Source organism: Streptomyces rubradiris (genome assembly GCF_016860525.1).
GTDB classification, from domain to species: Bacteria; Actinomycetota; Actinomycetes; order Streptomycetales; family Streptomycetaceae; genus Streptomyces; species Streptomyces rubradiris.
In genome coordinates this window covers 553,351-565,500 of record NZ_BNEA01000007.1, presented here as the reverse complement: position 1 = coordinate 565,500, position 12,150 = coordinate 553,351, and the positions used below count along the sequence as shown (strand labels likewise).

At 71.3% G+C, this 12,150-nt stretch carries 13 protein-coding genes and 1 pseudogene; 3 read left to right on the top strand and 11 right to left on the bottom strand.

What is annotated here, in order from left to right; genetic code table 11:
• The first annotated feature begins 52 nt into the window (after positions 1 to 52).
• Both cs1 and Srubr_RS41945 read left to right on the top strand, forming a co-directional pair.
• Positions 53 to 1,042: a clavaminate synthase Cs1 gene (gene cs1, locus Srubr_RS40510; RefSeq protein ID WP_373313404.1), complete on the top strand. Its 990-nt coding sequence runs from the start codon at positions 53 to 55 to the stop codon at positions 1,040 to 1,042.
• An 89-nt stretch (positions 1,043 to 1,131) separates the two neighbouring features.
• Positions 1,132 to 1,374: pseudogene (locus tag Srubr_RS41945) on the top strand (IS5/IS1182 family transposase); the annotation flags it as partial.
• A gap of 128 nt (positions 1,375 to 1,502) precedes the next feature.
• On the opposite strand, the gene Srubr_RS11825 reads toward Srubr_RS41945, so the two are convergent.
• The 11 genes from Srubr_RS11825 to argH all read right to left on the bottom strand — a co-directional run bounded on the left by Srubr_RS11825 (position 1,503) and on the right by argH (position 11,510).
• Positions 1,503 to 2,783 (bottom strand): ATP-grasp domain-containing protein, encoded by a 1,281-nt coding sequence (locus tag Srubr_RS11825; protein WP_189991421.1) that lies wholly within the window; start codon positions 2,781 to 2,783, stop codon positions 1,503 to 1,505.
• A 76-nt stretch (positions 2,784 to 2,859) separates the two neighbouring features.
• The gene (locus Srubr_RS11820; protein ID WP_189991418.1) at positions 2,860 to 3,099 is read right to left on the bottom strand and encodes an acyl carrier protein; all 240 of its coding nucleotides are present in this window, start codon (positions 3,097 to 3,099) and stop codon (positions 2,860 to 2,862) included.
• Positions 3,041 to 3,547 carry a holo-ACP synthase gene (gene acpS, locus Srubr_RS11815; protein ID WP_189991416.1) on the bottom strand — a complete coding sequence of 169 codons (507 nt, stop codon included), beginning with the start codon at positions 3,545 to 3,547 and terminating at the stop codon, positions 3,041 to 3,043. The genes Srubr_RS11820 and acpS overlap by 59 nt, the downstream gene beginning before the upstream one ends.
• Positions 3,534 to 4,388, bottom strand: coding sequence for a tRNA ligase subunit PheS family protein (locus Srubr_RS11810; protein ID WP_189991414.1), 855 nt, complete (start codon positions 4,386 to 4,388; stop codon positions 3,534 to 3,536). The genes acpS and Srubr_RS11810 overlap by 14 nt, the downstream gene beginning before the upstream one ends.
• A gap of 37 nt (positions 4,389 to 4,425) precedes the next feature.
• Positions 4,426 to 5,325 (bottom strand): diiron oxygenase, encoded by a 900-nt coding sequence (locus Srubr_RS11805; protein ID WP_189991412.1) that lies wholly within the window; start codon positions 5,323 to 5,325, stop codon positions 4,426 to 4,428.
• 9 nt (positions 5,326 to 5,334) lie between these two features.
• Positions 5,335 to 6,180 (bottom strand): class I SAM-dependent methyltransferase, encoded by an 846-nt coding sequence (locus Srubr_RS11800; RefSeq protein ID WP_189991410.1) that lies wholly within the window; start codon positions 6,178 to 6,180, stop codon positions 5,335 to 5,337.
• A 27-nt stretch (positions 6,181 to 6,207) separates the two neighbouring features.
• Positions 6,208 to 6,663: a MaoC family dehydratase gene (locus Srubr_RS11795; protein ID WP_189991408.1), complete on the bottom strand. Its 456-nt coding sequence runs from the start codon at positions 6,661 to 6,663 to the stop codon at positions 6,208 to 6,210.
• 79 nt (positions 6,664 to 6,742) lie between these two features.
• Positions 6,743 to 7,507 (bottom strand): enoyl-CoA hydratase/isomerase family protein, encoded by a 765-nt coding sequence (locus tag Srubr_RS11790; protein ID WP_189991406.1) that lies wholly within the window; start codon positions 7,505 to 7,507, stop codon positions 6,743 to 6,745.
• Positions 7,508 to 7,784: 277 nt separating this feature from the next.
• On the bottom strand, positions 7,785 to 8,732 hold the full coding sequence (locus tag Srubr_RS11785; protein WP_189991404.1) for a methionyl-tRNA formyltransferase: 948 nt from the start codon (positions 8,730 to 8,732) through the stop codon (positions 7,785 to 7,787).
• Positions 8,733 to 8,755: 23 nt separating this feature from the next.
• Positions 8,756 to 9,928, bottom strand: a complete 1,173-nt coding sequence (locus Srubr_RS11780) for an argininosuccinate synthase (protein ID WP_189991402.1) — start codon at positions 9,926 to 9,928, stop codon at positions 8,756 to 8,758.
• Positions 9,929 to 9,968: 40 nt separating this feature from the next.
• Positions 9,969 to 11,510 carry an argininosuccinate lyase gene (argH, locus tag Srubr_RS11775; protein ID WP_189991400.1) on the bottom strand — a complete coding sequence of 514 codons (1,542 nt, stop codon included), beginning with the start codon at positions 11,508 to 11,510 and terminating at the stop codon, positions 9,969 to 9,971.
• A gap of 450 nt (positions 11,511 to 11,960) precedes the next feature.
• Between argH and Srubr_RS11770 the strand changes: the two genes are divergently transcribed.
• On the top strand, positions 11,961 to 12,125 hold the full coding sequence (locus Srubr_RS11770) for a hypothetical protein (protein ID WP_189991398.1): 165 nt from the start codon (positions 11,961 to 11,963) through the stop codon (positions 12,123 to 12,125).
• Positions 12,126 to 12,150 lie beyond the last annotated feature (25 nt).

The window sequence follows — 12,150 nt, the reverse complement described above, 5'->3', positions numbered from 1 at the left end:
CACCCCCGCGAAGGCGGCCGGCCGCGATCGGCCCCGTACGGAAGGACATCCCCTGCCCGCCTCGGCCCCAGCCTCCGCCTCCGCCCCCGTCGTCCGCTGCGACGACTGGGCCGACACCCTGACCGCGCTGCGCGGCACGCTGCCGACTGTGCCGCGGACCGATCTGCCCGCGTTCCTCGCGGCCGCGACCGAGGCCGCCGGGCACCTTCCTGACGCGCTCGGCGCCGTGCTCGACGCCTTCCGCGAGCAGGGCAACGAGCACGGGTATCTGCTGCTGCGCGGACTGCCGTACGACGCGGACGAACTCCCCGACACCCCGACCGGTCGGCCGTCGCCCACCCGCGAACTGCTCGCGATGGAAGCCTGGCTGGCGCTGATCGGCTGCCGGCTGGGCCTGCCCACCGGCTACCGGGAACTGCGCGGGGGAGCCATCTACCACGATGTGCATCCGACGCCCGGGGCGCCCGCCCTGTCCGCCGGAAGCTCGAAGGTCCTGCTGGACTTCCACACGGAGATGGCCTACCACCGCGACCAGCCGCACCATGTGCTGCTCGCCTGCTCCCGCGCCGACCACGAGAACCGCGCCGCCACGCTCGTCGGATCGGTGCGGCGGGCGGTCCCGCTGCTCACGGATGCCGACCGGGCCGAACTCCTCGCCCACCCTGTCCCCTGCCAGGTCGACATCTCCTTCCGTGGCGACGCCGCCGACCCGGGACCGCTCGCTCGGGTGCCGGTGCTGTACGGCGACCCGGACGACCCTTGCCTGGGGTACGACCGCGAGCTGCTCGTGCCGGACACCGCCCGGGCCAAGGAGGCGCTCGCCGCGCTGTCGGGGGCGCTGGACGAGGTCACCGAGGCGGTGCACCTGCGGCCCGGGGAGCTGCTCGTTGTGGACAACTTCCGCAGCACACATGCGCGGACGGCGTTCACGCCGCGCTGGGACGGGCGGGACAGGTGGCTGCACCGCATGTACATCCGCACGCCGGACCAGCTGACCGGGCCGGCGAGGGCGGGGGAGGTGGTGGGGTTCACGCCCAAGTGACACGGTGCCGGGCGACTGCCCGCAACTGAGGCCGGGAACCGCCCTGGGGGGTGTGGTCCGGATCGTCCCGGCGTCGCGACACCCCATGTGCGGCGGCTCGCCAGGCGCTCGGCCGGTCCTGCGACGGGCTGACGACCGAGGTCCATCTCGCCTGTGACGGCCAGGGGCTGCCCCTGGCCGTCGTCGTCACGCCCGGCAGCGTCAACGACTCCACCGAGGTCTGCGACGAGGCCGCCCGGCACCGGTCCGGGGCACCCGCAGCCCGTCCATGGCCGCTTCGAAGACGCGGAAAGGCCGGCGGCGGACCGCCGGCCTTCGACCGCGAGCTCCACTCCGGCGAGCAACGGCCGCACGACCGGCCCCGCCGGCCCCGGACGACACCACACCGCACGACGGCAGCAGTTCGAGACCCGGATGTGCCGGCCGCGCCCGGAACGCAAGTGGCCTCAGGTCCATACACCTAGGGCGCGCCAGGGGGCGTGATGGCCATGGTGATCTGGCCCAGGGCGGTGTCGGCCAGGCGCACCGCTTCGCCCGGGGTAGGGGCCTTGGCGACGAGGTGGCCCACCACGTCGACGTTGTCCGTGGGGACGCGGGCCTCGTCGCCGGGGACGGCGTCGATCTCGACCTCGATGACTCCGGGGACCCGGCGGGCCAGGTCGACCCCGTGCAGCGCTTCGATCCGTCCCGCGGCCGGCGCGGTGACGTAGCGGGACACGGCGGCCGCGCTGGTGCGGAAGGAGAGGTCGGGGGTGCCTCCGGTGTGCATCCGGATGATCTCGCGCGGCATGTTCAACCCCGTGCTCTCCGCCACCAGCCGGGTGATCTGCGCCCCGCCCATCCGCGCGTTGACCTCGATCAGCCGTGGCCCGTCGGCGGTGAGCTTCACTTCGACGTGCGCCGCCCCGAAGTCGTGGCCCAGCGCCTCCAGGGCCGCCCGGGCGACGGCCGCGCACTGCTCGGTCAGGGCGGGCGGCAGCAGCGAGGGGAAGGTCTCGCCGAGTTCGACGAAGTACGGGTGCGGGCCCAGCATCTTGTCGGTCACCCCGAGGACGACCGTCTCCCCGCCCCAGGTGAGCGACTCGACGCTGACCTCGGGGCCGACCAGGTACTCCTCCACCAGGGCACCGGGCTCACGGGGCTGGCCCCGGAAGTCCGTCGGCACATCGGCGATGGCGTGGAAGGCGGCCAGCAGCGCTGCCTCGCTACGGCACAGCCGGACGCCCAGGCTGCCGGCCTCGGTCATCGGCTTCACGATGCAGGGCAGGCCGAACTCCCGGGCGGCGGACAGCACCTCCCGCTCGGTCAGGGCGACGGTCCAGCGGGGGACCGGGACGCCCGCCTTCGCGCACAGCTCCCGGGTACGGCGCTTGTTGCGGGCGTTGAGCGCCGCCTGCGGATCGAGTCCGGGCAGGCCGAGGGCGCGGGCCGCCGCCGCGGCGACCGCCACGCTGTAGTCGGTCGAGGAGAAGACCCCCCGCAGGTCGGCGCCCTCCTGGAGGCGGTGCAGCTCCTCCACCACCCGGTCGGGGTCGGAGGTGTCCGTGAACACGATCGCGCGAGCGTCCCGAACGGCCTCCAGGACGGCCGGGGCGTGTGCGTACAACTCCATGTCCCGGGTGAGGAAGACCGTGTCCAGGTCCAGTTCCCGGGCCGCGTGGAAGGCCACGGCACCGAAGCGGTGCAGACCGGTCTCCACGATCGCGAGCACACCAGCCGTGCCCTCGCTCCGAGTCCGCATGTTCTTGTCCTTTCGTTGATTGCGGCTGGCCTGCCGGTGCCACGACCGGGCCCGGCCAGCCGGCCACGGACGCCTCTCAGCCGACAGGCGTGAAGAACCGCTCCTCGATGACCTCCAGTCGGCGGAAGTCGTCCACGTTGACGGCGTCCATGGGGATGGAACGGCCGCTGAGTTGTTCGATCAGGAAGACGAACTCCACGAAGGACAGCGAGTCGATGAGCCGGTTGTCGATGAGGTCGAGGTCCGCGGGTATGTCCTCACGCTGAGGGTGACGCTTGAGGATCCAATCCTTGACCTGCTGTACCGAAGCGTGCATGGGGCAACTCCTCTTGAGTGGGTGAGTCGGGGTGGGCGACGGCGACGGCCAGGGCGACCGCGTACTCCCCGTCGTGGCTGATGCTGATGCGCACGGAGCCGACGCCGGCGCGGTCGGCCACAGCGCGCGCCGCGGGGCCGAGGCGGAGCACCGGTCGGCCGCCCGGCGCGCTGCGCACCTCCAGGTCGAGCCAGGGCAGGGCCGTCCCGGAGGTGGCCAGCGCCTTGAAGGCCGCTTCCTTGGCCGCCAGCCGGCCCGCGATCCACTGCGGGTCGGTCTCGTCCTGCGCGGGACGGTCCGCGAGTTCCGCCGGTGTGAGCATGCGGGCGAGGATCCGCTCGCCGTGCTCCGCCAGCATGGCGCGCACGCGCGCGGTGAGGACGATGTCGATGCCGACCTCGCCGATGCCGCCCGCGCCGGGGCCCGGCAGCAGATCACTCGGCGGCAAGGGCCCGCTCCACGGCGGCCGACGCCCGCTCCCAGTCGCCGAAGCGGCGGGTCAGAACGGACAGCCAGCGTTCCAGACCGAAGGCCACGCAGCTGGTGAAGACCGGTTCGCCCGTGCCGGCGAGCGTGATGCCCAGGCGGTCGCCGAAGAAGTTCCGGTGCACGTTGACCGAGGCGATGGCGAGATCCTCGTACAGGAACTCGTACTTGACTGGGGCGAGTCGCTGGAGCAGGGCCCGGGGGCCGCCGCGGTCGTAGAAGGGGTCGGCGGCCGGCTCCTTGCGCAGCGGGAGGCCGAGGCGGGCCGCGAACTCCTCGATCCGGCCGGTGAAATGCCGCAGGTGCTCGTCGGTGTACGGGAGCGGGCCGAGGGCGACGATCTCCCGCATGTGGAAGCCGAGCAGCCGTCGCAGGTCCTCGTAGTGGTCCTCGCGGCGGAAGCAACGGCCGAGGACGGTGACGCGCCGGGGCTCGGGGAGGTCCTGTCCGGCCAGGTGCAGGTAGACGCCGTAGCAGGCCGCCGAGGGCAGGGCGAGACGGGCCGGTTCCATGGCGTCGGCCGGGAAGGCGCCGTCGCCGGGGTCGTGCCCGGCGTCGGTCTTGTGCAGGCGCAGCGGCGCCGCGACCATCGCCTGGTGCGGGAAGTTGCGGTAGAAGTCCAGCTCCGCCAGGCGGGCCACGGGCAGCAGCGGCGCGGTGACCATCGGCTCGGCGGCGGCGTCGAGCGCCCAGGACTCGAAGACGCGGTCGAGCCGGTTGAGCAGCGTAGTCGCCTGCGGACCGAGCGCGGTCAGGCCGGTGCCGGCCGCGGCGCCGGGCGGCGGGGTGGTCACGGGGTTCATGGCGTCCCTCCTTCGATGGGGCGGAACACGGGGCCGGTCAGGCGGCCGGGAGTTCGGCGTCGCTGAAGATGCCGGACTTGAGCAGGAAGGACAGCGGCTTGCGGATGACCTTCAGCTCGGCCTCCTTGCGGCGCGGGTGGGCCAGGACACGGCTGCGGACGCCGAGCGGGTCGGCCAGCCCCGCGTCGCGGTAGACCTGCGGATTGCAGAAGGACTGCAGGCTGAAGACGAGATAGCGCTTGAGATAGGATTCCAGCCCGGCGAGCTGCTCTCGGGTCGCGGTGCGGCGCAGCCGGTCCCACAGCAGGGAGACGAGTTCCCGGCCAAAAGCGATGTGCCGGGACTCGTCGTGGTGGTGGATGCGGTTGACCTGGCGGATCGTCTCGTGCAGGGAATCGTCGTTCGCCATGCGCAGGTTGTAGTGGTCGACCATCTCCTCGAAGAGCAGGATGCGCGCGAAGACGAGGAAGTTCTCCACCTCCGGGTCACCGTCGGCGCGCGTCTGGAGCGAGGGCGAGGAGTACAGTTTGCCGTTCCCGTAGCGGCGGCAGAACTCGGCGAAGAACCACATGTGCTCGTTCTCCTCGCCGATGAAGTGGTGGAAGAACTCAGACGGCACCTCGAACCCGGGCATGTGGATCCGTTTGACCACCTCGATGATCAGCTCGCGGATGCCGTGCACGTTGAGGCTGTAGAAGTTGATGCTCTCCCAGCGGGAGAGGCGTTTCATGCCCGCCTCCCCGAGTTCTTCCTCGACCTCGGTGCCATGGGCCGAGATCAGCTCGGGCGTCATCCAGTAGGTGTCCTGCGGAAGTTCGTCGGCCCATGAGAACATCCGGTAGGGGTTGTAGTAGTCCTCCACGGACTTCGCGCCGAGCCTGTCGAGCAGTTCGACGAAGCGGTCCGGCAGATCGGTGGCCAACGGGGTGGTGCTCATCCAGCCTCCTCAGACGGCGGTACGGCGGGGGCGCTCCGTGGCGGGGGCGGCGCTGAACAGGAAGGACCGCGGGACGCCGGGGACGTCGCGGGCGACGACCGGGTAGGGCCAGCGGCCGAAGGCGGCGCCGTCGTCGCCGGGCTGGCGGACCTCCAGCGGTTGCCAGCCGCAGGCCGCGAGGAATTCCTCGGGCTCGTCGCTGCCGAACCGCCACGGGGTGCCGTCCTCGGCCAGCGAGGTCAGGAACCCGCGGGCCAGCGGGTTGGTGAGGGCGGCCCGGCCGGCCATGTCCCCGGCGAGCAGACTGTCCGGGCCGGACAGCCGGAGCAGGGTGGCGAGCAGGCCCCGTACCGCCTCCTCGGGCAGGAAGAACAGCAGCCCCTCCATCACCCAGACGGTGGGCTCCTCGGGGCGGAACCCGGCCGCCGGCAACTGGGCGGCCCAGTCCCCGGCCAGGTCCACGGCGACCGCGCGGCGCTCGCGGCCCGGCGGCAGCGCCGCGTCCGCCAGCATCGCCGACTTGGCCTCGAGCAGCGCCGGACGGTCGAGTTCGTACACGACGGTCCCCTCGGGCCAGGCCAGACGCCAGGCCCGCGTGTCCATGCCCGCGGCCACCAGGACCACCTGCCGGGCGGACCGCTTCGCCACCGCCTCCAAGGCCATGGTGTCGAGGTACTTGGTGCGCACGGCCAGGAAGGGTACGGTGCCGGCGCCCGCGTAGCGCTCCAGCAGGGTGAACCCGGTGGGCCCGGCCAGGGTCCGGGCGTAGGGGTCGGCGAAGATGCGGTCCGGGCGCTCGGTCTCCAGGGCGCGGGCGGCGGCGGTCCACTGCGCGGTGTACGAGACGGCTTCCAAGGTGCCGGTCCTTTCGGTCGGGCCCGCTCAGGCGGTGGTGGCCGACGGGCGGCGCAGGAAGATGCTGTGCAGGATCATGCTGAACACCGGGGCTCCGTCCGCGTCGAGCAGCTCGCAGCGGGGCTGCACGATGCCGCGGTCGGGCTGGGAGAGGGACGGCCGCGAGCCGAGCACCGTCAGCCGGGCGCGGAGCACGTCGCCGGGGCGCACCGGGCGGTGGTAGCGCAGCTCGTCGATGCCGGGGGAGCCGCAGCAGGCGCTGCCGGCGAGCAGGGTGTCGACGTAGCGCCGCATGAACAGGGACGCGGTGAGCCAGCCGCTGGCCACCAGCCCGCCGAACGGCGAGAGTTCGGCTGCGGCCGGATCGGTGTGGAACGGCTGAGGGTCGTACCGTTTCGCGAACTCGACGATCTCCTCGGCCGTGACCGTGACCGTGCCCAGGTCATGGATGTCGCCGGTCCGGAAGTCCTCCAGGTAACGCAACGATCGCACTCCTTGTCACGGGCGGGGGCGCCGCGCGTCCGCGGCGCCGGGGCAGGGGGCAGGAGCCGGCGGAGCCGGGTCAGTCCTCGCCGAGGATCAGCCGCATGCGCCGCTGGGGCCGGCCGGTGGCGAAGCCAGCCCGGTGCGCGGCGCGGGCCGCGTGCCCCACCTTGCGCAGTCCCCGCACGAACGGCAGGTTCAGCTGGCGTTTGGTGGCGCGGAACGCCTCGGCGTCGTATCCGGCGAAGCGTTCGGCGAGCTTCAGGGCGGTGGCGGCCAGGTCCTTGTCGGGGACGACCCGTTGCAGCAGTCCATCGCTCAACGCGTCCTCGGACGACCAGGGCTCGCCCGACATCAGCATCTCCTGCATCAGCGAGCGCCCCAGGGCTTGCTCCAGGACGTATCCGGCGTAGACCCCGGCGATGCCCAGCTGGAGGTGCGGCATGCTCAGCGAGCAGCTCTCGGAGCCGACGCGGTAGTCGCAGGTGAGGGCGAGCATCACGCCGATACCCGCGACATGGCCGTCCAGCGCGGCCACAGTCGGCTTGGTGACCTCCAGCGCGGCGACGCACAGGTCGGCGATGTCGTCGCTCCACGCGTCGACCTCGGCGCCGCCGACGAAGAACTGCATCTCGTGGAAGTCGCCGCCCACCGTGAAGGAGTGCTCGCGGTCGGCGCGCAGGACGACCGCGTGCACGGTCGCGTCGGCGGCCAGCCGCACCAGCAGGGCACGCAGTTCGCGCATGCGCCGCCGGCTCAGGGCGTTGGCGTGGTGCGGGCCCGTGAACACCACGGTCGCCACCGGTCCGCTGCGCTCGCATCTGAAGGTCTCAGCGTCGGACACCGCGGCGGCGCCCTCCGTCCTCGGTGATCACCCGACGATCGCGCGGCGGGCACCGGACGTCCGCGTACCGGTGGCGCGAGGGGCCGGCAGGCGCGGTCGCGGGTCCGGCCGGGAGCCCGGCCCGGCGGTGCGGGTGGCCGGTCGCCGGCAGCCGGCGCCGGCTGCCGGCGGGCAGTGCTGTCGGTTCCCTGACAGGCATGCGATCTCCAGGGCGGTACCTCGGAACGGGAAGAGGTGGTCCCCGGCGGGGACCACCCCGGTGGGGCACGGGCAGCGGCTACGGGCGGCTGGTGAGATATCCGCCCATGGTGCGGAAGAACTCGCGGCCGCTCAGCTCCCGCCCGTCGTCGGTGCGGACCCGCTCGACCACGAGGCCGTGTTCGGTGCCCCGGCGGGCGTCGGGACCGCAGACCACGGCCACGCCCTCGCCCTCGGGGCGGAACACCCGGCCGATGGTGCCGCCGAGGCGCAGCTGGGAGACCGAGGCGGACAGGATGCGGATGCGCTCGCCCTTGTAGTAGGCGAAGGCGTTGGGATACGGATCGACCTGGGCCCGGACCAGGTTGACGATGTCCCGGGCGGGCCATGTCCAGTCGATCCGGCTGTCTTCGACAGACCGCTTGTGGAAGAAGGTGGCCTGCGCCGGATCCTGCTTGATCCAGTCGGTACGGCCGGACCCGATGAGGTCGATGGCCTCCAGGGTGGCCGGCACGAACAGCTCCAGCGTCTTGTGGAACAGGTCGGTGACGGTGTCCTTGTCCTCGACGGGCACCCGCTTCTGCACCACGATGTCGCCGAGGTCGAAGTCCTCGTTCATGAAGTGGACGGTGACGCCGACCTCCGACTCGCCGTTGACGAGTGCCCAGTTGAGCGGGGCGAAGCCGCCGTAGCGGGGCAGCAGAGCGTCGTGGATGTTGATCGCGCCGTGCTTGGCCAGACCGTAGATGTGCGGGGCGACCCAGCTGCGCCAGTCCGAGGAGACCAGCAGGTCGGGCTGCAACTCCCTGAGCAGCTCCGCCACTTCGTCGTCGTTGGCGTACCTGCGCTCCAGGACCGGGATGCCGTGCTCCTCGGCGAGCTGGGCGACGGAGTCGTTCCAGATGGTCTCGTAGACGTGGTCGCTCGTGGGGTGGGTGATCACGAGCGGGACCTCGTGCTCCGACCTCAGCAGGGCTTCCAGGACGCGGTGGCCCCAGGTCTGGTAGCCCATGAAAACGATGCGCATGCGGGTCGCCTCTTTCCTTTCGGTCACGGACGCGTGAGGGGCAGGGACCACACGTAGGCGAAGCCGGCGCCCGCCTTGTGGTCGAAGGTGTCACCGGCCTCGTACGTGGCCAGCCGGCCGCTGTAGCGGGAGTTCTCCGAGCGCCGGGCGAGCACGGTGCACGAGCCCTTGTACAGCTCCATCGTGATCTCGCCGGTCACCTGCGGCTGGAGTGCGGCGACGAGGCCGTCCAGGGCGCGCCGCAGATCCGAGAACCAGTAGCCGTAGTAGGCGAGTTCGGCGTAGCGCAGGGCGAGGGCCTGCTTGTGGTGCAGGGTCTCGCGGTCGAGGACGATCGCCTCCAGCTCCTCGTGCGCGGCCATCAGCACGGTAGCGGCGGGCGCCTCGTAGATGCCGCGCGTCTTGAAGCCGACGATCCGGCTTTCCACGATGTCGATACGGCCCACACCGTGCCGCGCGGCCAGGGAGTTGAGCCGGCGCACCAGCTCCACCAGCTCCAGCTTCTCCCCGTCGAGGGCCACGGGGACGCCGCCCTCGAAGCGGATCGTGACCTGCTCCGCGGTGTCCGGGGCCGACTTGGGGTCGGCGGTGAGCTGCCAGGCGTGGGCCGGCGGCGGCTGCTCGATGTCGTCCAGCTCACCGCACTCGATACTGGTGCCCCAGATGTTGGTGTCGATGCTGTACGGGTTCTCCTTGGTGACCGACACCGCGATGCCGTGCTCGCGGGCGTACGCCAGCTCGCTGTCCCGCGTGGTCAGTTCCCAGTCGATGACCGGCGCGAGCACCTTCAGGCCCGAGTCCAGCGCGGTGACGCTGGTATGGAAGCGGACCTGGTCGTTGCCCTTGCCGGTGGCCCCGTGTGCGACGGCGTCCGCGCCCTCGGCGTGCGCGATCTCCACCATGCGCTGGGCGATCAGTGGACGCGACAGCGGGGCCGCGACCAGGTACTTGTTCTCGTAGCGGGCGTGCGCCTGAAGGGCGGGCAGCGCGAAGTCGGCCAGGAAGCGCTCGGCGAGCGGCTCCATGTAGACCTTGGAGGCGCCGGTGGCCAGGGCGCGCTCCTTGACGGCGTCGAGGGACTCGAGCTGGCCGATGTCCGCGCAGAAGGCGATGACCTCGGCGTCGTAGCGCTCCTTGAGCCAGTGCAAGGCCACGGAGGTGTCCAGGCCTCCGGAATAGGCGAGCACGATCTTCATGGGGTCTCCGGGATGTCGGGTCGGCTGGGGTGCGGGCGGGTCAGCGCTGCTCGAGGGCGGGCAGGTCGGCCGCGACGGTGTCGAGGACCTTGGCGAAGTCGGCGCCGGCGGCGATCTCGCGGGCCGCCCGGAACGTCGCGGCCTGCGCGGTGCCGAGCTTGTCCCGGGTGCGCTCCAGCCACCCGGCGTGCCCCTGGGCCGTCTGCCGCAGTTCGGCGCGGACGGCCTCGACACTCTGCGGGGAGGTGCCGCCGGGACTGGTGTAGCTGGTGACCGCGGTGCGCGGGGCGAAGATGCGGGCGAGCACCGACTCCTCGACGGGGTGGCCGAGTTCGGCCAGGATCTCGGCGCCGGCCTTGGTGTCGCGCAGTGTCGCGCCGCGCTTGATCAGGGCGCCGACGAGGGAGCCGGTGATGTGGTGGGTCTCGCGGAACGGCAGGCCGTGCTCGGCGACCAGGTAGTTGGCGAGTTCGGTGGCCGTGGAGAAGTTGTCCCAGCACAGGTGTTCGCCGCGGGCGCTGTCGAAGCGCAGTTCCTTGGTCTGCCCGGCGACGATGCGCAAGGTGGACAGATAGGTGTCGATGGCGTTCCACAGGTACGGCTTGTCGTCCTGCAGGTCGCAGCTGTAGCCGAGGGTGACGCCCTTGGCCATGGTGAGCAGCTGGACCAGGGTGCCGGCGGTGCGTCCGGCCCGGCCGCGGGTGAGTTCGGCGACGACCGGGTTCTTCTTCTGGGGCATGATCGAGCTGCCGGTGGCGTAGGCGTCGGAGACCTCCACGAGGCTGTACTCGTGGCCGCTCCACATGACGATCTCCTCGGCCATGCGGGAGAGGTTGTTGCCGCCGATCGCGAAGGCCGAGGCCGTCTCGATGAGGTAGTCACGGGCGCTGGTGGCGTCGAGTGCGTGGCTGAGCACACCCCGGAAGCCGAGCAGCCGGGCGGTGAGTTCGCGGTCCAGCGGGAAGGAGGTGCCGGCCAGCGCGCAGGCGCCCAGGGCGGACTCGTCGGTGCGGTCGAAGGCACCGCGCAGCCGCCGTACGTCGCGCAGCAGCATGCTGGCGTGGGCGGTCTTCCAGAAGGCGACGGAGACCGGCTGGGCGGCCTGGCTGTGGGTGTAACCGGGGAGGATGGCGAGGAGTTCCTCCTCCGGGAAGGAGAGCAGGACGTCGACGAGCGCGAGGTTCGCGGCGACGGCGTCGAGCTGGACGCGGCGCAGGTACATCCGGGTGTCGGTGGAGACCTGGTCGTTGCGGGAGCGGGCGGTGTGCATGTGCCCGCCGGTCTCGCGGCCGAGGTCCTCGATCACCATCTGCTCGATGTTGAAGTGGACGTCCTCCAGCTCGGGCCGCAGGGCGAGTTCACCGCGCTCGTGCTTCTCCCACAGCCGCAGAAGAGCGCCGAGGATCGCCCGGGCGTTGTCGGCGGGGATGATCCCGCGCTTGCCGAGCATCAGCACATGGGCGATGTCCTGCCACAGGTCGGCGAAGATGAGTCGGACGTCGATGTCGGTGGTGAGCGTGTAGTCGAGGACCTCGGAGGTGATGTCCTCGTCGAACCGGCCGCCCCACAACTTGTCAGTCACACGTGATCCTTTGCGTACAGGCGTACAGAAGTCCGGCTGTTTCAGGCAGTGCAGGAGGAATGACCCGCACCGGGTCTCCTCGGTGGCAAGCGTCTCTGCCGGCGGATGCCCCGATCCTCGGCGGGGCGGCGACGGGCTGTCCACAGCCGGACGCTGGCCGTGACCTGACGTGTCCGGCTCCGGACAGGAAGGGCGGTCACGGAGCCGGGCCGCAAGATTCCTTGCGGGCGGCGCGGTTGAGTCAATAACTTCTGTGTACGGTGCAGTTTTCTCGGATGATCTCCCAGATAACCCGGCGTCCAAGAGTTTTCTTACCTTCCGTTACGTGGCCGTAATGTGCCATGGCCTTTCCCGGTCGAAGCGTCGTCCTTTTCCTGTCGCGCGTGAGCGGGGAGTATTGAATTGCGGCCGGAGGGAAGCCGGCCCGCAAGAGCTGACAAAGGGGATGGAATGCGCAACGAGAGCATCAAGGCCACGCGAAGCCGAGTCGCCGTGCTTCTGATGGGGGTCGCCATGCTCGCGGTGCTGGTCGGTGCCGCCGGAGAGGGCGAGGAGCGGGCCGCGGCGCACGCCGTGACGGTGAGCGCCGAACCGGGTGATCTCGCCTGGGGCTGATCCGCCGGCCGACGCCGACGCCGAC